This is a genomic window from Ruegeria sp. CDSA141 (assembly GCF_059612005.1).
Window position 1 is genome coordinate 75,965 of the sequence record NZ_JBXWPT010000009.1, and the last position, 18,847, is coordinate 94,811.

20 protein-coding genes are annotated in these 18,847 nt (G+C 56.2%); 11 read left to right on the forward strand and 9 right to left on the reverse strand.

Annotation, left to right across the window (positions count from 1 at the left end; translation table 11 throughout):
• Nucleotides 1–4: 4 nt before the first annotated feature.
• Together AC2FLP_RS13865 and AC2FLP_RS13870 are read left to right on the forward strand one after the other, a co-directional pair.
• Nucleotides 5–775, forward strand: coding sequence for an MlaA family lipoprotein (locus tag AC2FLP_RS13865; RefSeq protein ID WP_299899743.1), 771 nt, complete (start codon nucleotides 5–7; stop codon nucleotides 773–775).
• The gene (locus AC2FLP_RS13870; protein ID WP_117871718.1) at nucleotides 765–1,364 is read left to right on the forward strand and encodes an MlaC/ttg2D family ABC transporter substrate-binding protein; all 600 of its coding nucleotides are present in this window, start codon (nucleotides 765–767) and stop codon (nucleotides 1,362–1,364) included. Before AC2FLP_RS13865 ends, AC2FLP_RS13870 begins: the two co-directional genes overlap by 11 nt.
• Nucleotides 1,365–1,467: 103 nt before the next feature.
• Here the strand turns inward: AC2FLP_RS13870 and fliP are convergent, their stop codons facing one another.
• Genes fliP through fliF form a run of 4 tightly spaced genes read right to left on the reverse strand, consistent with a single transcriptional unit; the run spans nucleotide 1,468 to nucleotide 4,655 of the window.
• Complete coding sequence (gene fliP, locus AC2FLP_RS13875) at nucleotides 1,468–2,196, reverse strand: flagellar type III secretion system pore protein FliP (protein ID WP_299899569.1); 729 nt, start codon at nucleotides 2,194–2,196, stop codon at nucleotides 1,468–1,470.
• On the reverse strand, nucleotides 2,196–2,483 hold the full coding sequence (locus tag AC2FLP_RS13880; RefSeq protein ID WP_496684281.1) for a FliM/FliN family flagellar motor switch protein: 288 nt from the start codon (nucleotides 2,481–2,483) through the stop codon (nucleotides 2,196–2,198). The genes fliP and AC2FLP_RS13880 overlap by 1 nt, the downstream gene beginning before the upstream one ends.
• Nucleotides 2,476–3,072, reverse strand: coding sequence for a FliH/SctL family protein (locus AC2FLP_RS13885; protein ID WP_299899571.1), 597 nt, complete (start codon nucleotides 3,070–3,072; stop codon nucleotides 2,476–2,478). The genes AC2FLP_RS13880 and AC2FLP_RS13885 overlap by 8 nt, the downstream gene beginning before the upstream one ends.
• On the reverse strand, nucleotides 3,072–4,655 hold the full coding sequence (gene fliF, locus AC2FLP_RS13890) for a flagellar basal-body MS-ring/collar protein FliF (protein ID WP_496684284.1): 1,584 nt from the start codon (nucleotides 4,653–4,655) through the stop codon (nucleotides 3,072–3,074). The genes AC2FLP_RS13885 and fliF overlap by 1 nt, the downstream gene beginning before the upstream one ends.
• Nucleotides 4,656–4,774: 119 nt before the next feature.
• Between fliF and AC2FLP_RS13895 the strand changes: the two genes are divergently transcribed.
• Genes AC2FLP_RS13895 through AC2FLP_RS13915 form a run of 5 tightly spaced genes read left to right on the forward strand, consistent with a single transcriptional unit; the run spans nucleotide 4,775 to nucleotide 9,388 of the window.
• The gene (locus AC2FLP_RS13895; RefSeq protein WP_299899575.1) at nucleotides 4,775–5,272 is read left to right on the forward strand and encodes a flagellar basal body-associated FliL family protein; all 498 of its coding nucleotides are present in this window, start codon (nucleotides 4,775–4,777) and stop codon (nucleotides 5,270–5,272) included.
• A gap of 9 nt (nucleotides 5,273–5,281) precedes the next feature.
• Nucleotides 5,282–5,758, forward strand: coding sequence for a hypothetical protein (locus AC2FLP_RS13900; RefSeq protein ID WP_299899577.1), 477 nt, complete (start codon nucleotides 5,282–5,284; stop codon nucleotides 5,756–5,758).
• Nucleotides 5,755–6,339, forward strand: coding sequence for a MotE family protein (locus tag AC2FLP_RS13905; protein WP_496684289.1), 585 nt, complete (start codon nucleotides 5,755–5,757; stop codon nucleotides 6,337–6,339). Before AC2FLP_RS13900 ends, AC2FLP_RS13905 begins: the two co-directional genes overlap by 4 nt.
• A gap of 47 nt (nucleotides 6,340–6,386) precedes the next feature.
• Nucleotides 6,387–7,256, forward strand: a complete 870-nt coding sequence (motA, locus tag AC2FLP_RS13910) for a flagellar motor stator protein MotA (protein ID WP_496684292.1) — start codon at nucleotides 6,387–6,389, stop codon at nucleotides 7,254–7,256.
• Nucleotides 7,253–9,388, forward strand: coding sequence for a hypothetical protein (locus tag AC2FLP_RS13915; protein WP_496684295.1), 2,136 nt, complete (start codon nucleotides 7,253–7,255; stop codon nucleotides 9,386–9,388). Before motA ends, AC2FLP_RS13915 begins: the two co-directional genes overlap by 4 nt.
• Nucleotides 9,389–9,990: 602 nt before the next feature.
• Here the strand turns inward: AC2FLP_RS13915 and betB are convergent.
• Nucleotides 9,991–11,445, reverse strand: a complete 1,455-nt coding sequence (betB, locus tag AC2FLP_RS13920) for a betaine-aldehyde dehydrogenase (protein WP_496684298.1) — start codon at nucleotides 11,443–11,445, stop codon at nucleotides 9,991–9,993.
• Nucleotides 11,446–11,632: 187 nt separating this feature from the next.
• Between betB and AC2FLP_RS13925 the strand changes: the two genes are divergently transcribed.
• Nucleotides 11,633–11,962, forward strand: coding sequence for a hypothetical protein (locus AC2FLP_RS13925; RefSeq protein ID WP_299899585.1), 330 nt, complete (start codon nucleotides 11,633–11,635; stop codon nucleotides 11,960–11,962).
• Nucleotides 11,963–11,969: 7 nt separating this feature from the next.
• On the opposite strand, the gene AC2FLP_RS13930 is transcribed toward AC2FLP_RS13925, so the two are convergent.
• Together AC2FLP_RS13930 and trhO are read right to left on the reverse strand one after the other, a co-directional pair.
• Nucleotides 11,970–12,479, reverse strand: a complete 510-nt coding sequence (locus tag AC2FLP_RS13930; protein ID WP_117871691.1) for a potassium channel family protein — start codon at nucleotides 12,477–12,479, stop codon at nucleotides 11,970–11,972.
• Between the two features lie 66 nt (nucleotides 12,480–12,545).
• The gene (gene trhO / locus AC2FLP_RS13935; RefSeq protein WP_496684302.1) at nucleotides 12,546–13,451 is read right to left on the reverse strand and encodes an oxygen-dependent tRNA uridine(34) hydroxylase TrhO; all 906 of its coding nucleotides are present in this window, start codon (nucleotides 13,449–13,451) and stop codon (nucleotides 12,546–12,548) included.
• Nucleotides 13,452–13,547: 96 nt separating this feature from the next.
• Here trhO and pncA point away from each other — a divergent pair, with 96 nt between their 5' ends.
• On the forward strand, nucleotides 13,548–14,141 hold the full coding sequence (gene pncA / locus AC2FLP_RS13940; RefSeq protein ID WP_496684305.1) for a bifunctional nicotinamidase/pyrazinamidase: 594 nt from the start codon (nucleotides 13,548–13,550) through the stop codon (nucleotides 14,139–14,141).
• Here the strand turns inward: pncA and AC2FLP_RS13945 are convergent.
• The gene (locus AC2FLP_RS13945) at nucleotides 14,138–14,668 is read right to left on the reverse strand and encodes a hypothetical protein (RefSeq protein WP_117871685.1); all 531 of its coding nucleotides are present in this window, start codon (nucleotides 14,666–14,668) and stop codon (nucleotides 14,138–14,140) included. The genes pncA and AC2FLP_RS13945 overlap by 4 nt on opposite strands.
• 164 nt (nucleotides 14,669–14,832) lie before the next feature.
• Between AC2FLP_RS13945 and pncB the strand changes: the two genes are divergently transcribed.
• A complete protein-coding gene (pncB, locus tag AC2FLP_RS13950; protein ID WP_299899592.1) occupies nucleotides 14,833–16,125 on the forward strand; it encodes a nicotinate phosphoribosyltransferase in 1,293 nt (430 codons plus the stop codon).
• Nucleotides 16,126–16,212: 87 nt separating this feature from the next.
• Nucleotides 16,213–17,373, forward strand: coding sequence for a hypothetical protein (locus AC2FLP_RS13955; protein ID WP_496684309.1), 1,161 nt, complete (start codon nucleotides 16,213–16,215; stop codon nucleotides 17,371–17,373).
• Between the two features lie 16 nt (nucleotides 17,374–17,389).
• On the opposite strand, the gene AC2FLP_RS13960 is transcribed toward AC2FLP_RS13955, so the two are convergent.
• Complete coding sequence (locus AC2FLP_RS13960; protein ID WP_496684312.1) at nucleotides 17,390–18,841, reverse strand: aldehyde dehydrogenase family protein; 1,452 nt, start codon at nucleotides 18,839–18,841, stop codon at nucleotides 17,390–17,392.
• Nucleotides 18,842–18,847 lie beyond the last annotated feature (6 nt).

An 18,847-nucleotide genomic window follows, 5' to 3' on the forward strand; every position in this document is an offset into this window, starting at 1 on the left:
GCTCATGGCCATTCTGTCCGCCTGTGCAACCACGCCTCCCGACGACGCCTCACGCAATGACGTGTTTGACCCCTATGAAAACGCGAACCGGGGTATTCATAAGTTCAATCTGGGCGTTGACCGGTTTCTGTTTCGACCTGCTTCCAAAGGGTACGTCAAGATCGTTCCCGATCCTATGGTTACCAGTTTCAGCACATTCGCAGAAAACATCTCGCTGCCCGGACAGGCGGTCGACTACCTGCTTCAGGGCAACCCGAAACAGATGGGCAATGCGCTGCTGCGCTTTGTGATCAACATGACCGTGGGCGGCTTTGGCCTGTCCGCGCCCGCAGATGAGCTGAACCTGCCGCCCGTTGATACTGATTTCGGTGAGACCCTGCACGTCTGGGGTGTCGGCGAAGGGGCTTATGTTGAATTGCCTTTCTATGGCCCGTCGACCCAAAGGGATGCCATCGGGGTCGTGATCAACCTGTTCTCGAATCCGATCAACTTTACCCCTGTCCGACCCGCCGACAACCTGGGCGTCTATGCCGAAGTCGTTCGCCGCATGGGCGATCGTGGTCGGTTCTCGGATACCGTGGACTCAATTCTTTATGAAAGCGCAGACAGTTATGCACAGGCCCGCCTGATCTATCTGCAAAACCGCCGCTTCGAACTGACAAGAGATGACGAAGACGCATATCTGGATTTGTACTCTGACCCCTATGCCGAAACCGGGACAGACCCGGTCAGGGACCCCTATTTAGACCCCTACGAGGACCCCTATGCTGAATAACGAGTTGAACCGTCGTCACTTTGTCGCAGCCGGTCTGGCCTTGGCCGTTTTGCCCAAGTCCGCGTTTGCCCAGACCGAGGCAACGGCCAAGGCACTGGTCAGCAGCGTGGTCAACGACATCAACCGGGTTATCGAATCGGGTAAGTCGGAAAAAGCGATGTTGCGTGATTTTGAGAAGATATTCGTGCAATATGCGGACGTCCCGATCATGGCACGCTATGCCCTCGGCGCGGATGCCCGCACAGCCACCCCATCCCAACTGAAGCAATTTACCAAGGCGTTTCAGAGCTATATCTCGCGCAAATATGGCCGCCGCTTCCGTGAGTTCATTGGCGGTGAGGTCAACGTGCGCAATGCCCGCAAGATCAAGGCCGGATATGAAGTGCGCACAACAGTCAAACTGCGCGGCTCGGCCCCGTTTGACGTAACTTTCCTTGTTTCGGACAAGTCGGGGCGTGAAAAATTCTACAACATGTTCATCGAAGGCGTGAACCTGTTGCTGACCGAACGCACCGAAATCGGCGCGATGCTGGATGCCCGCAAAGGCAACCTGGACCAGTTGATCAAAGACCTGAAAAAGACCGGCTGAATCGTTTCATTTACGTTTGGGCGTTGAAAACCACCTTTGAAGAAAGTGGGACAGAGTCGTCTGACCGCCTGTTTTTTCAACGCGCCTCGGCTATATGTCGAGATCACGGCATATAACTGCGCACCAATGCACCCGCAATCAAAGCCCACCCGTCGGCGATCACAAAAAACGCCAACTTGAATGGCAAGGATACAATGGCCGGTGGCACCATCATCATACCCATCGACATCAATACAGCAGCCACGACAAGATCGATGATCAGAAACGGCAGAAAAATCAGAAACCCGATCTGAAACGCCCGCGTGATTTCAGACAGCATGAAAGATGGCATCAAAACCGACAACGGTGCCTGTGCGGACAACTCCATAGCCTCGCCGCCGGGACGTAAAGCTGCCATGGCATAAAACGTGTCCGCATCGAGTCGCGCCGCCATGAAGGCGCGGAACGGCTCTAACGCGCGCTCCAATGCTGACTCCACCTCCATCGTCTCTTCTATCATCGGGCGTATCCCTGTGGCCCATGCTTCGGAAAACACCGGGTCCATAATGAAATAGGTCAGGAACAACGCCAGGCTGACCAACAGCATATTGGGTGGAGATTGTTGCAGGCCGATCCCTTGCCGCAGGATTGAAAGAACAGTGATCAGGAATGGAAAGCAGGTGATCATGATCGCCAACCCCGGAGCGATGCTCAGCACTGTGATCAGCAAAATCAGCTGGATTGTTCGGGCGGAAATCGACCCGCCTTCGCCCAAAGACAAGGTCAAATCCTGAGCTGCGGCCAGTGAAGGCATCAACATGACCACCAAAGCCAGCCAGGTCACATAGCGCATCAGCCGATTCCGTTTTGCAAATCCGCAATCTCGGTCAGGCGCACTGCAAGCTGCCCCGCCTGATCGCCCTCCATTTCCTCCAGCAACCCGCGTGCGACCAACTGATCCCCAACATAGAGGTCGACCGGGTCTTCGATACGTTTGTCCAAGGTCAGCACTGCATTCTCTCCCATGTTCAACAAGTCCCGGATCAGTGGGCGCGCACGACCAACTGAAACGGTCACTTCAATCGGGACCGAATCGAACGGGTTGGGTTTTTCAGATTTCGGGATCTGGGTGTCATTCATTGGACAAAGCCTTTCTTGCCTCAAAGACATAAGCGTCAAAGATCTGTGCGATGGCGGCGAGCAACGCGGTGCAATCGACCTCATGCCTGCTTGTGCCTACCTCAAGGCGGGCCTGACCCGGCTCCAGCTCAGAGTGTTCGATAACCTGAGGAGTGGAATGCAAGTCTTGCGGCAGCAGCGCTGCAACCTTTTCGGCACATCCCGGCGGCACCATAATCTGCATCGGCTGCTCTGCCCGGGAACGCGCCATTTCACAGAGTTGTTCCACAAGGCGGGCAGCCAAGCCGCGCTCGGCCATCTCAGGCAGAACGGTCTGAACCAGACTGGCGAACATGGGCTCCAGAGACAGGGTCATGCGGGTGATTGCTTCGTGATAGGTGAAAGACATATCCTGAAGCGACCTGGCCAATTCAGCCGAGATCTGGCCGCGACTTTGTTCCTGCGCCCGAATGGCATCCTCCCAACCGGCCCCATACCCGTCTTCAAAGGCAGCGAGCCGTTGTTCTTCCAGCGCGTCCTCATCCAGAAGCAGAACGGGCCCGGTACCAGTCTGGGTGGTGAAATCCTCAAGCAGATGGGCAATCGACATCACACCCGCTCCTCGCCTTCTTCAAGCCAACTGCGCAGGATCTCGACAGTCTCTTCCTGCTTGTCACCGATCATGGCGCGCAGCCGATCAACAGGATCCTCAGAGGCACTCGAGCCGAGGGCCGGAACACTGCGCTCTGCTGGCAAGGAAGAGAACTCTGCCGGTTCCTCCGGCGCGATTTCACCAGTCAGAGCCAATGCGCCCGAATTCGCCCCATCCGTGGCAGCCAGCAACGCCGGTGCCGAGGTTGGCTTCGTCAGGATCGGACGGATCACGAACAGCGCCAACACCAGCGAAACCAGAGCCAGCACAGCCATCTGTATCAAGGGCATGGCATCCAGATGGGTGTTCTGCCAGAACGACGAGGTCACCAGAGTACCCTGCGGCTCAACCGACGGCAAATCCATGGATTTCAGTGTGATAACGTCCCCGCGCGCCGCATCGTGCCCGACTGCTGAAGCCACGAGTTCTTCTAGAGCGGTCAGCTCTTCCTGAGGCAAGGGCGTAAATGCTTCGGATCCGGACGCATCCACCGATCTTGTCCCATTGACCAGAACCGCAACCGTCAGACGTTTGATCGCGCCGGGGGCCTTGTGTACTTCCAGCTCTGTCTCGGAGACTTCATAGTTCACCCGCTCACGAGTCTGGGTGGCCGTCGAGTTGGATTCATCTCCGCCTGCCGCGTCACCATCAGGCAGATTTGACGCCACTGTAACATCCGATGACTGATTTCGAGCACTGTCCGAGCGTTCTTCGACATCCGTGCTGATCGCCACGCGGCCCTTGGGATCAAAGCGCCTCTCTCGAATGGATTCTGTCTTGGTCTCGGTATCCACACTGACCTCGACCACAGCATTGCCGGTACCGACACGCGCCTCGACCAAACGCAGAACACGTTCTCGCAACTGACGCGACTTGTCATCGGCGGTGTCTGTTGTCGCTGTGGTATCTTGCCCGCCAATCACAGCCCCTTGTGAATCAATCACCGTTACGTTCTCTGGCGTCAGCCCACTGACAGCCGAGGCAACAAGGAACCGGATAGCCTTGGCCTGATCACCGGTAATTTCGCTTCCGGATGGCACGAGATAAACCGAAGCCGTTGGTGCCACACTGCGCTGAAACGGGTTTGCTGTCCCATTGGCAATATGGACGCGCGCCTGACTGACATGCGGGCTGCCGACAATAGTCCGCGCCAGTTCACCCTCTTTCGCGCGCCAATAAGCAGCATCGAACATCTGAGACGTGGTGCCAAACCCGCTTAACGAATCAAGCAGTTCGTACCCTTTGTTGCCGTTTGCGGGCAGGCCTTCGCTGGCCAGGGTCATTCGCAACTCGTCGCGCTGCGCACCGGAGACGTAGATCGATCCGCCCCGGATCTCATACGTGACGCCACGCTGGTCCAGCGCTCGTACTATATCCCCGGCGGCACCGTTTTCCAGACCCGCATAAAGCAACGTCATGGACGGAGCAGTCACAAGGCGCGACATTCCGAGGATACCCAGAAACACCAGCGCAACCGCGCCAGCGACAATGATTTGTTTACGCCTGTCCAAACTAGCCCAGACAGTTCCGATCTGCTGCACGCTCACCTCCGACTCGCCGGCATTCTGCCCGACGCACCCTCTGTTTGGACGATTGCTCTTAACAATCGGTTAGTCCCTGCACGGTTATGACAGAGTCAGAACGGATGAATGAGGACGTCATGGCCGACGCAACCGACAAACTGGCGGAACCCACCGAGAAAAAAGGGAAAAAGGGAATGCTAATCGGGATGATCCTTGCGGTCGTCGGAGCTGCGGGCGGGTATTTCCTGACATCGTCCGGATTGATTCCGCTGGGCGGCAAAGCCGCAGTTGAGACCAACAAAGACGGGGCGAAAGACGAACCTGCCAAAGCGCTGGCAGATGTCGGGTTTATTGATCTGCCGCCGGTCGTTGTATCGGTGAATTCCGGCAAGTCGCGGCATTTGAAGTTCCACGCACAGCTCGAAGTTAACGCGCCGTACATGGATGATGTGAAAAAAATGCAGCCACGAATCATGGATGTCCTGAACGGTTACCTGCGAGCCGTTGAGCTGAAGGACCTGGAGGATTCACTGGCATTGACGCGCATCCGAGGTCACCTGCTGCGACGCATTGGAATAGTCGTCGGCGAAGGGCGCGTTCGCGATGTGCTGGTGATGGAATTTGTGCTGAATTAGGAGGCGGAATTGGAGCTGATTGCGGATATATTGCTGGTCGCCGGTGCGTTGGGCGCGGGTCTTTATTGCTTTGTGCTGTCGCGCCGCCTCAAGCGGTTCACCGATCTTGAAAAAGGCGTCGGTGGTGCAGTGGCCGTGTTGTCGACCCAGGCAGAAGAGCTGAAGAAATCCCTGGACAGCGCGCGAAACGCCTCTGATCAATCGGGTGATCAGCTTAAGGCGCTGACGCAAAGGGCTGAAACCATGGCACAGCGCCTGGAACTCATGATGGCATCTCTGCATGATATCATCCCCGAAGAAGAAACTGCTGCCCCGGAAAAAGCAAAGTCTCTCCAAGACGAGCCTCAACCTGAAGAGGAACAGGGCACCGGGCACGAGAAAACAGCGGAACCGGTCGAAACTGGTGCGAGTGAAGAGCCACCCAAAGCGCCAGAGGGCCTGATGTTCTTCCGGCATGACCGCAAGCAGAGCGAGGCGCAGGTATGAGCCTTGCGCGGAACGCCAAACACAATACACGTCCGCGCGGTGGTGTGCTTGCCGTCATCTCATTGCTGATGATCGGCTCGGCAGCCATTCGCCTTGGCTTGGAGGCGGGACCTGCGCTCGCCAAACCGGTGACACCCGAAGCCGTGGAAAATAAGCCTGCCGCGTCCGAAACACGCGATGTTCAGGTTGTGCTGGCAGAGCTTTTGAGCCGGGAGAAACGCGTCAAACAGCGAGAGGATGATTTACGCGATCAGGAAAAAGCACTGGAAATCGCAACCCAAGCCGTTGAAACGCGTCTGACAGCCTTGAAGGACGCGGAAGATTCCCTGCGCGACACACTGGCGGTTGCAGACAGGGCGGCAGAGAACGATCTGGCGCGCTTAACGGATGTTTACCAGAACATGAAACCTAAGGACGCAGCCGCATTGTTTGAAACCATGGGCCCGACCTTTGCCGCAGGGTTCTTGTCCCGCATGCCGGCGGACGCAGCGGCTGGCGTACTGGCGGGCCTAAGTCCCGAAGCTGCCTACACGATCAGCGTTGTCATGGCCGGTCGCAACGCCTCGGCCCCGCAGGAATAATCGCCTGTGTTGCCCGGTTTTGCACAGAACTCATCTGGAGATCTCAAATGATTGGAATTGTTGGAATTGTTGTCATTTTCGCAATGGTCTTCGGGGGCTATCTTGCGGCAGGCGGCAAGATGACCATCATCATGAAGTCCCTTCCATTCGAAATGATGATGATCGGCGGTGCGGCCGTAGGAGCCTTTCTGATCAGCAACGACATGGGTGGCGTGAAACATACGATCAAAGACATGGGCAAAGTGTTCAAAGGCCCGAAATGGAAACCCGAAGACTATCGCGACCTTCTATGTCTTCTGTTTTCGTTGATCCGTATTGCCCGCGCCAACCCCGTGGAGGTTGAGCAGCATGTTGAAGACCCTGAAAACTCCAGCTTGTTTTCTGCATACCCCAAGATTCAATCCGACAAAGAGGCCGTCGACCTGATTTGTGACACGATGCGGTCAGCGACAATGAACTATGACGATCCACACCAGGTTGAAGAGGTTCTGGAGAAGCGCATGGAGGCAAATTTTCATCATGCCATGCACTCCAGCCATGCGCTTCAGACAGTAGCAGATGGCCTGCCCGCGCTGGGGATTGTTGCTGCGGTTTTGGGCGTGATCAAGACGATGGGATCAATCGATCAGCCACCCGAAGTGCTGGGGAAATTGATCGGGGGTGCCCTGGTGGGTACGTTCCTGGGCGTTTTTTTGGCCTATGGTCTGGTCGGCCCTTTCGCTGGCAAATTGAAAGCCGTGGCTGAAGAAGACAACCACTTCTATCAATTGATCAAGGAAGTGCTGGTTGCCAATCTTCATAATCATAATGCCGCCATGTGCATCGAGGTCGGACGCCAAAATACCCCAACTCACAACCGCCCCGGCTTTTCGGAGTTGGAGGACGCTTTAAAAGAGCTCAAGCAGGCTGCAGCATGAAGCGTATCGGATTTCTGATAGCGGTTTTGGTCACGGCTGCAAATGTCGTGACCGCACAGGGAGTGGTGGTGCGATCCGGAGAGCATGACGGTTACACACGTCTGGTTTTCGACGTGCCACCGGATACTGGTTGGGTGCTGGCGCAACGCAAGAACGGCGCAAGCATAACAATTGCTTTGGACGACGTGACATTCGAAACCAACTCGGTTTTTGGGCGTTTGACCACGAACCGCCTGACCTCCTTGTCAAAGAAAAGCCCCGGCAGCGCATTGGAGATGGAATTCGGATGCAACTGCGTAGCGTCGGCGTTTCTGTACAGAAATTCGATGATCGTACTGGACATCATGCCAGAGGATTTTTTGCCGCCGCTTCTTGAGGATATACCGCCACCCTTGAGCGGGAGAACAGCCGAAGCCACGCCGCCATACATCGACACAGGGTTGAATCTGCCACTCCTCACCATGACTGAGCAAGGGATAAAGGACCAGCTGTCGATCCGTCTTTTGCAAGGGACCGATCGCAAGTTACTGGACTTGGAGCTTGCACCTGTCGGGCCGCGCAATACCATCTCACCCGATACAACAGCTGTCTCATCCCAATTGAATTCGAACGTGCGTCTGACCACGGTTTTGGACGATTTGCAGAACATTCTGAACGCAGAGCTGCAACCAATTGATCCAAGACCTGCCTGTATCTCAAATGGCGGGCTGAATTTTGCGTCCTGGTCAGGGGAAGCACCTTTTCCAAGCCAAGTGTCGGCACTCCGCTTAGGACTGTACAAAGAGTTTGACAAAGTTGACGACGAAAAGGCTCTGAAACTGGCTAAGCTCTACACCTCGTACGGCTTCGGGGCCGAAGCGCTGAGTGTTTTGAAGTTGGTGGAGACACCGCCAGACGGCACCAAACAAATTTCAGCAATTGCGCGGGTTGTTGATAACCGGGCGACGCTTCCGATGAGTCCATTCATTGGCCTGCAACGATGTGAAAGTGATGCTGCGCTTTGGGCTGTGTTGTCCGAAAAGGAACTGGCACCTGACGCAAATATTGAAGCTATCGAGCACGCATCTGCAAGACTGCCGGATCATCTTCGCCGCCTGCTAGGGCCGCGGCTGTCACAAATACTTGTGAGCGCTCAACAACTGGAGGTTGCACGCAGAGTCATTCGTTCCGTTGACCGGATAGAACCGGAAACAACGCCCAGTGTCACTCAGGCCAAAGCCAGCGTTGCCAAAGCGGAAGGTAACAGTGAACGTGAAGAAGAATTGTTGACCGAAGTTATAACCTCAACCCACGCCGCGGCTGAGTCTCCGCTGGCTTTGGCGCGCTTGGTGGAAAAACGTTGGTCTGAACGCAAAACCGTTTCTTCGCAGGAACTTGATCTGGCGGCGTCTTATGCGGTCGAGTTCAGGCGATCGGAACTGAGTCCGATTATGAACCGTACCTATGCGATCGCTCTGAGCCTGAGCCAGGAATTCGACCGCGCCTTCGACGTGATCAAAGCGCTGCCACCCGGCCCCGATAGCGACAGCGCCGTCAATCGGCATCTGCATTTGCTTTCCGAAAGATCGGACGACGCAACCTTTCTACACCAGACGATGGAGGTAATGCAGCCGGACTTGGTTGCCGTATTAACAACCGAAACTACAATTGCATTGGCCAGCCGCCTTGCTGATCTGGGCTTTGCTCAGCAGACATTCGCGCTGGCGAACAGACCGAAAGATCAGTCGCGCCGCTTGGATCGGGCTCGGTTGCGGGCTCGGGCCGCTCTGCTGTCGGGGCACCCCCATCAAGCCCTGCTGGAGCTGGCTGATGACAATTCCGATGAGGCGCTTGCCTTGCGCGCGCAAGCGATGGTTTCAACAGAAGATTTTGCAGCCGCAGGTGATATGTTCCGAGGCCTCGAACAAAACGAAGCGGCAAACCGCTATTTCTGGCTGGCCGGGGTGTCGGATGAGAGGTTGGAGCCTACGGGCGGGAAATACGCGGCATTGAAACAAACGACCCAAGCCTTGTTTGACCTGCCGGTACGGTCGGCGGAAAGACCGCTGGCGGACGCGGAAAACCTGTTGAAAGACAGCCAGTCCGCCCGTCAGCGAATCGAAGAGATGTTGAGCGCTGTCGGGATAGAATGACGTATTTCGCGACTGTTCTGGCTACACCCGGAAAAGTGAACGCAGTTCCCGACTCCGGTATACCCTGCGATGCGTTTCAACTTCTGGCAGCGCTGGAAGCCTTGTGCCGTTGCTTCAAAGCCGATCCAATCAGGACGCCCGATCAGGCGGGGATGCAAATATGGCTCTAGCCTTTTTCAGAGATGTTAGGTTCCAGACATGACGCCGAAGAACAGGCCGCCGAATTTCAGGCCACATTCCTCGATCAATAAGGTCACGTCGGCTGACCGCCCGTGAAACAACCGGTGCGGTGGCATTTGCCGGAGATATGTGAAAACGAGACGCCATATCAGCGAAATACGGCGGCAAAAGTTCCGCGTCTTCAATGAGTTCAGTGGCCAGAAAAATCGCGGACGAGTATCCTCACCGGGCCGGGCCAATCGGCTGAGGATGACAGCGTCTTTGAACACAAATTCTGCAAAACCCACTTTTTCAACACGCTGGCAGGCATCGGTGTTGTCAGTGCAGTATACCCAGCCACTGGCTGGCAGGGCGTTTCCTCTGCTCCCGGCGTCAGACACCGGCAGCAGAGACGTCAATAACAGCGGACAACCGTCCTTGATTCAGTACGGAGCCTCAACATCATTCATCGAGACATAGACGGTTTTCATTTCCGAGAAATGGTTGATCGCCAGTTTCGAGTTCTCGCGTCCGACACCGGACATTTTCGACCCGCCAAACGGCGCCTCGACCGGGGCAAGGTTGTAGGTGTTGATATAGCAAGTGCCAGCTTCGAATCCGGCCACGATTCGATGCGCCCGGGTCAGATCGTTCGTGAAGACACCTGCGGCCAAACCGAACTCGGTGTCATTGGCGCGGGTCATCACCTCTTCCTCGGTCTCGAAATCCAGGACCGACATGACAGGGCCAAAGATTTCCTCGCGCGCGATGGTCATGTTGTCCGTGACGTCAGCAAAAACCGTGGGCTGCAAATAATAGCCGTCCCGGTCGATCCGCTCGCCGCCAAAAATCAATCTTGCGCCTTCGGCTTTGCCCTTTTCGATATAGCTCAGGGCGATGTTCATCTGGTTCTTGCTGACCATCGGTCCAAAGCTGACGTCCTCGTCCATTGGATCGCCGATTTTCGCGTTGAACAGACGTTCGGACAGGCGCTTCAGGAAGGCCTCTTTGATACCTTTTTGTACAAAGACGCGGGTGCCGTTGGAACAGACCTGACCCGAAGAATAGAAATTACCCAGAATCGCACCTGAAACAGCGTTTTCGATGTCGGCATCTTCGAAGACAATCATCGGGGATTTGCCGCCGAGTTCCATGGTCACGTGCTTCATGCCATCCGCTGCGGCAGCATAGACCTTGCGGCCCGTCGGAACTGAACCAGTCAAAGAGACTTTGGCCACACGCGGATCGGTGACCAGCGAAGCACCGACATCGCCGTAACCCTGGATCACGTTGTAGACGCCTTTGGGTGCGCCAGCCTCGACCAGAATTTCAGCCACTTTCAATGCCGAAAGGGGCGTAGTTTCCGAAGGCTTGAATACCATCGTATTGCCACAAGCAAGCGCTGGGGCACCTTTCCAGCAGGCGATCTGCGTGGGATAGTTCCAGGCGCCGATCCCGACGCAAACGCCCAGCGCCTCGCGGATAGTATAGACGAAATCACCCCCGCCCAGCGGAATATGCTCTCCTGTCAGAGAGGCGGCCAATCCACCAAAATACTCCAGCGCATCTGCACCCGAGGTGGCGTCGGCCACTGTGGTTTCCTGAATCGGTTTACCTGTATCATGGGTTTCCAGAACGGACAGGTCGTAGTTGCGTTCGCGCATGATATCGGACGCGCGGCGCAAAATTCGGCCACGTTCCGTCCCGGACAGTGCCGCCCAAGCCGCCTGAGCATTTTTTGCGCTATTCAGAGCCTTATCTATGATCGCCGGCGTCGCTGAATGCAGACGCGCAATCACTTCGCCTGTTGCGGGGTAAATTACTTCAAGGGCAGCGCCGTTTACATCTTCGACATATTCGCCGTCAATGAAATGGCTGGCTCTGGGCTGAAAATTCATACCGTGTCCTTTTCTTTCGCACTCGTCTGGACGGGACAAATGGTCCGTTGAAAATCGGCCTATCGGTTATTGATTGACCAGTCAATAAATTCATCAAAAGGGCGACTTTACGCCTGCCAGACCCCGCAAACCTTGAAATTTTTGGTTAATGTTCTATTTATGTTCTACTCAGTCAGAGGAAAAACCGATGACCCAGCAAGCACGTCACGCAGCCCTTAATGGGCCAAACAATGATTACCACCTGCTTCCGGTGACTGACCGGCAAATGCGATATGCGCGCGCGATCGCCGAGCAATCGGCACTTGAGATCCCGGTTGAAGCACAACGTGACCGGCGGCTCTTGTCTGATTGGATCTCGACCCACAAACCGCGTGGCTCTTCGAAATTCGACAACTACCCGACAGGTAAGCAGGTTGCATTTGCCGAGCGGATTTCACGCAGTAAACGCCGCCCGATCCCGTCCGAGTGTTTCCGTGACAAGAAAATGATGTCTCGCTGGATCGATCAGAACAAATAAACCCTTATTAGGGTCTTTCCTGATTGTGATTGCGGGCGTAAAGCGAAACTGCTGCGGCAACAAACATTCCCAGCAGGATATATCCTGTCACGGCTTCGGACACGGCGAGCCCACGGCACAGACCGGTCGGGGACATGTCGCCATATCCGACTGTTGTGAAGGTGACGTAGGAAAAATACAGAATATCACCCGGACCCTCTGCGCCGATGACACAGTGGTCGTTGTATCCGAAGGCGCCGTAAACCGCGGCGAACAGGAAGGGGACAACCTGTATGAACGACACCCCCATCAGAAACAAAAGCCTGCGGGGCGACTTCACCTGGGTCATGTAATACCAAGACTGCGACACCAGCCAGATCAACAGGCCAACCGAAGCGATTGTGCCAATCGTGTCGCCCGCAGCCGCCTCGCTCAGGCGCGAAAGACCATACCAGGCAAGAAAGCTCGCCAGAACCAGCCCCAACGCTGCAATCAGGGTTGATTTCCATTCATCCAAAGTCGTGGGTTTGCGGTGCATGAACGCCCCTTCAATCTGGCCTGCGAGCAGATCATCCGATCTAACGCAAAGGCCTGCAACCCGAATTCAGCCCTGCCGCAGATGCGCCTCACCCCGTTCGCGCGCCAGCAGAATCTGCTTTTGCCGCTCGCGAAAGCGCATTTTATCAGCCTCGGAGGTCTCATCGATGCATTGATGGCATGAAACGCCATGCTCGTATTCCGGGCGCTTCACATCCTCCGGAAGGATTGGACGCCGGCAGCCGTGACAGAGCTTGTGCGGCCCTTCAACAAGCCCGTGACCAACCGAAACACGATTGTCGAACACAAAGCATTCCCCCTGCCACGAACTGTCTTCAGCGGGCATTTCCTCAAGATACCGCAGGATACCGCCCTTGAGGTGATAGACATCCTCGACCCCCTGACCCAGCAGGTAGTTGGTTGATTTCTCGCAACGGATACCGCCCGTGCAGAACATGGCGACCCGCTTGTTGTGAAAGCGGTCCTTGTTCTGTTCCCACCATGCCGGAAAATCGCGGAAACTGGCTGTTTCAGGGTCTATTGCGCCTTCAAACGTCCCGATTGCCACTTCGTAATCGTTTCGCGTGTCGATCAGCACGACATCTTCAGAACGGATCAGGTCATTCCACTCCTGCGGGTCGACATAGTTACCGACACGGGCGCGCGGGTCGACATCGGGCTGACCCATGGTCACGATCTCTTTCTTCAACCGCACCTTCATCTTGCCGAAAGGCGGATGGTCCGAGGTCGCTTCCTTCCACTCCAGATCAGCACAGCCCGGCAAGGATTGGATAAGTGTCAGCACGGCGTCGATTCCGGCACGCGGGCCAGCAATTGTGCCGTTGATCCCTTCCTGTGCAAGCAGCAGCGTACCGGTGACGGACCGCTTACGGCACAGGTCCAGCAAGGGGTCGCGCAACGCGGCTGGATCCGCGAAACGGGTAAAGTGATAGAGGGCAGCGATTGTGTACATATGCGCGATCTACCTTCGCAGACCCAGAGTCGCAAGGGATTGCATTGACGCCCTGCGCGCCGCCGCCTACCGATAGAGTAAATACAGGAGACCGCCATGACCCATGCCCTGCTCGTGATCGATGTCCAGAACGACTTTTGCCCCGGTGGCGCACTGGCTGTGGCAGAGGGGGACGAGATCGTCGCACCGATAAACGCCATAATGGACGAATTCGACGCCGTGATCCTGACTCAGGACTGGCATCCTGCAGGGCATTCTTCGTTCGCAAGCTCCCACGATGGCAAAAACCCGTTCGAATTGATCGAATTGCCCTACGGCCCACAGGTTTTGTGGCCCGATCACTGCGTACAAGGCACCCAGGGCGCGGGTTTTCATCCCGAATTGCGCACGGATGGCGATTTGATCCTTCGCAAAGGGTTCCGCGGTGCCATCGACAGCTATTCCGCGTTCTTCGAGAATGACCACCAGACACCGACAGGTCTGAAAGGCTATTTCGATACCCGAGGCATCGACCATTTGACCCTTGCGGGATTGGCCACCGATTACTGCGTCCACTTTTCCGCAGTGGACGCCGCCCGGTTGGGTTTCGGAGTCACAGTTCGCATGGATGCCTGCCGCGCGATTGATATGGACGGTTCGCTGGCAGCAGCCGAGCAGGCGATGCGGAACGCCGGAGTCGTATTGACCTAAGGTGTGGCACCTGCGGCGGCCAAAAGCTTGATCATTACGAACAGGACAACAGCCAGACCCAGCGCAAACCCAATGCGTCCAGGTACAGTGCGACGTTCCGGGTTGGTCTGGCTTGACGGTGGTGACGGAACGCGCATCGGCCGGCTGCGTACGATCCCCGCCATGGGCTGTGCTGTTCGCACATAGTGCAGGAAATCCCAAAGGTTGAAATCGCCGCAATATTCACCCTGAATTCCACGCGCCCTGATGCTTTCAAACAGCGACCGCAGAATTCGCACCCGATCCGCCTGATCTTCGGCTGGAAACACACCAGGCACAATGCCGCTGTTGCGCGACTCGAGACTGAATCCGGCATCCAGAAAAATCTTGCGGATTTTCGGTGATGTTCCACGCAACGCGTCCGCGGCTCTGATATCTCGGAACACTGCACACACCCGGCGTTCCGTATCAGAGTCAGCCCCCAGCTTTTCGGGGTCCAAATCATCCAACGCTACGTTAACAATATCAAAATCGTACTCGATACCCATTTACAAACTCAGTTTCGTCTTTCCATCCCCTCTTCTCACTAACCGGTGAAAACAATGCACAATATGCCGGTATTGTGACGTCAAACTGGCATTGTCACCAAATCAGCGACTCTTGCCATTTCCGGAGTCGATTGATCTAACTACGGAAATCGCAGGAGTTCCCCATGGTCGACATCGCGACCCGCGTCTACAATCACAAATGGAAGATTGACCCGATTGTACGGTCTTTGATCGATACTGACTTCTACAAACTGCTGATGTGCCAGTCAGTGTTTCGAAACAAGCCCCAAACAGACGTTGTATTTTCGCTGATCAACCGGTCGAATCACGTACCTCTGGCGCGTTTGATCGATGAAGGCGAACTGCGGGAACAGTTGGATCACATCCGGTCCCTCAGCCTCAGCCGGGGGGAAAGCACCTGGCTGCGCGGCAACATGTTCTATGGGAAACGGCAGATGTTCCGCTCCGACTTCATGGAGTGGTTCGAGAATATGCGCCTGCCGCCCTATCACCTTGAACGCAAAGGTGACCAATATGAACTGACCTTTGAAGGCAAATGGCACGAGGTCATGTTGTGGGAAATCCCCGCGCTGGCGGTGTTGATGGAATTACGCTCGCGCGCTGTGCTGAACGATATGCGCCGGTTCGAATTGCAGGTGCTGTACGCCCGCGCGATGACCCGAGTTTGGGAGAAGATCGAAAAGTTGAGCTCGATAAACGGGCTTGGGATCGCGGATTTCGGCACCAGACGGAGGCATTCCTTCCTGTGGCAGGATTGGTGCGTGCAGGCGATGATCGAAGGGTTGGGCGAATCCTTTACCGGAACCTCGAACTGCCTGATCGCCATGCGACGCGAGGTCGAGGCCATCGGCACCAATGCGCACGAACTCCCCATGGTCTATTCCGCGCTGGCCGACACGGATGAAGCGTTGGCGCAAGCCCCTTATGACGTGCTCAGCGACTGGCATGACGAGCATGACGGCAACCTGCGCATCATCCTGCCCGACACCTATGGCACCAAGGGGTTTCTGGACAATGCTCCTGACTGGCTGGCGGGTTGGACCGGCATTCGCATCGACAGCGGAGACCCGGCAGCGGCAGCCGAGGTTGCCATCGACTGGTGGAAAGCGCGCGGTGAAGACCCGACACGGAAACGGATCATTTTCTCTGACGGTCTGGATGTAGAGAAAATTCAGGAATTGCATGCCCAGTTTGCGGGCCGCGCCAATATTTCCTTCGGTTGGGGAACCTTGCTGACCAACGATTTTCGCGGGCTCGTTCCCAATGACGCGCTGGCGCCGTTCTCATTGGTCTGCAAAGCGGTATCGGCCAATGGACGCCCGACGGTGAAACTGTCGGACAACCCGGAAAAAGCGATGGGGCCGAAAGACCAGATCGAGCGCTATAAGCGGGTGTTTGATGTCGGAGAGCAAAAGGCGATCGAAGTGATCGTCTGAACCACGGCGGCGAGTTCAACATTTGTCAGCAACTCACCTGATGCTAGTTTGGAAAGCATTCCCAACGAGCAGTAAGGTTGAGATACAATGATTTTTGAACCAAAGAACTTCTACGAAACCGGCGGATCCCGAGACGAGCTTTCACTTTTTTCCTACGCCGCATACCTGATATCCCGCGCGCAGTTTCTGCAAGCCGAAAACAATGACAGCGACCTTTTCCTGTTGGACCGCGATTTGGAAGAAACTGACGATGCCGTTCTGTCCAAACAGCTTGTCATGCTCGGATTCCGACCAATTGACGACCGCCAAATATCCGCCCACGAATACATGCGTTTCTTTATTGGCCCCGGCGACCTAAGGCCCGTTGACCTGCTTACTTCGCCAGAGCCTGAGGGGTATTACCAACGTTTGTTCGAGGCGATCAGAGCAGCAGAAGAACAGCCGAACCTCGAACATATTGACGCTGCTTTGAAGCTTGGTCTGGCAGCCCCTGATTCAATTGTTGCTCTTGCCGCACTGAGTTCGTGCCTCAAACTGTATTCGCCGGAATCTTTTCCGCCACGTCTTTGGCTTGGTGTGTTTACGGCACGTTGGGCGCAGTTGGAGCCGCTCTCGCAAGATTTGCTTACTGTGTTGTCGTCCGCTCTGATTTCAGACCCGCTGGGTTCGAAGGTTCCAACGGCGCCCGCGCAACAGAAAGCCGGTGTCCCGGGGTTGCTTCTTGTTCATGGCACGCACTTCGAAGTCAATCCCGACCCCACATGGTACTATCCCCATGTCGGAGATCTGCATAATTACATCAAGCCGCATCGCAACGACATCTTTTCAGGGCGGAACTACTATGAATGGGAGGGCCGGTGGTCCGACCGCGGCCGACATATTGCTGCCAAACACCTGAAAAACTGGATAGATCTTGAGGCTTATCACGGCTGCGATGTGGTTGCCCACAGCCACGGCTGCAATGTCGTCATGAAAGCCGCCGAGATGGGGGCACAATTCAACAAGGTCGTTTTCCTAAGCTGCCCGGTACACTGGCACAAGTACAACCTGAATTCAGGCCGGATCAATGCGCCGTATTCAGTTCGGGTCTGGTTTGACTTGGTGATCCTGGCAGACGGCGGCAGACAAAAGTTCCCCCCCAGCGCCAAGGTTGCCGACGAAGTCGTCGGAGGTTGGTTCAGTGGGCATTCTGCCACGCGGACATCACAGATTTGGGGCAATCACGCATTGGAAGCAAAGCTGATCTGAACTGCCTGGGTAAATGTTACCCGTGAAACGCGGCAACTGTCTTCAACTGTGAAAAGCCGTACAAAGCTTCGAACCCTTTTTCGCGGCCATGGCCGGATTTTCCCACCCCACCAAACGGCAGTTCAACGCCGCCGCCTGCACCGTAGTTGTTGATGAAAACCTGACCTGAGTGCAGCGCTTTCGCCAACCGCATCTGTCGCGCACCGTCCCGCGTCCAGACGCTGGCGACCAGGCCGTATTCCGTACTATTCGCTATGGTCAGAGCCTGTTCTTCGGTGTCAAACGGGATCAGAACCTGAACCGGGCCGAAAATCTCGGCCTGTGCCAATTGATGATCTGGTGGCACGTCTGCGAACAAAGTGGGCCGGACATAGGCTCCGGTTTCTGGCGCGTCATCGACAATCTGCCCCTGCGCAGCGATAGTCAGGTCCGTGGCTGTTTTCAGAAAGCCCCTGACAATCTGTCTCTGCCGGTCCGAGATCAACGGTCCAACGCGCAGATCCTGCATCGCCGGCCCGACGGTCAGTTCTTCATAGGCCTTGGCCATGCGCGATCTGACCTGCTCATAGACGCCCCGCTGCACCAGGATGCGGGATGAGGCGGAACAGGTCTGGCCCGCATTTTGGACACCCGCATTCACCAGAAACGGCAGCGCTGCATTCAGATCGGCATCGTCAAAAACCAATTGCGGGGATTTCCCGCCCAGTTCCAGCGTCACGGGCACCACGTTGCGTCCCGCCGCCCGCTGCACAAGGGCCCCTGTGGCAACAGAACCGGTGAACGAGATGTGGTTTACACCCGAATGTCCGGACAGCGCCGCGCCTGCCTCGGCCCCCAGACCGGGCACGACGTTCAATGCTCCGGCTGGCAGCCCGGCCTGTTGCGCAAGATGGGCAAAGGCCAACGCGGTCAGGCAGGCCTCTTCCGCTGGTTTCAGAACACATGCGTTGCCCATGGCCAACGCCGCCCCGACCGAACGCCCGATAATCTGCATCGGATAGTTCCAGGGCACGATATGGCCCGTCACCCCATGCGGTTCGCGCAGGGTATAGACGGTGTAGCCATCGAGATAGGGAATGGTCTCGCCCATCACCTTGTCCGCCGCACCGCCGTAGAACTCGCAATAGCGCGCCAGGGCGACCGCGTCTGCCCGGGCCTGCGTCAGCGGTTTGCCGACATCCATCGCCTCAAGCCGCGCCAGATCGTCCACCCGTTCCTGCACCAGTTGGCCCAACCGGGTCAGGATACGGCCGCGCTCCAAGGCCGTCTTTCGCCCCCAATCACCCTTCAACGCAGATCGGGCAGCTTTGACCGCCGCGTCAACATCCGCCTCGGACCCTCGGGCGATTCGGCAAATCTCGGTCCCGTCCGAAGGGTTGATCAAAGGCAGGCTGTCGCCCGTATCCGCTTGGGTCCAGCGCCCGCCGATCAGGCACAAGGTGGGATCAAACCAAGTTTTCTGAGTCATTTTGGG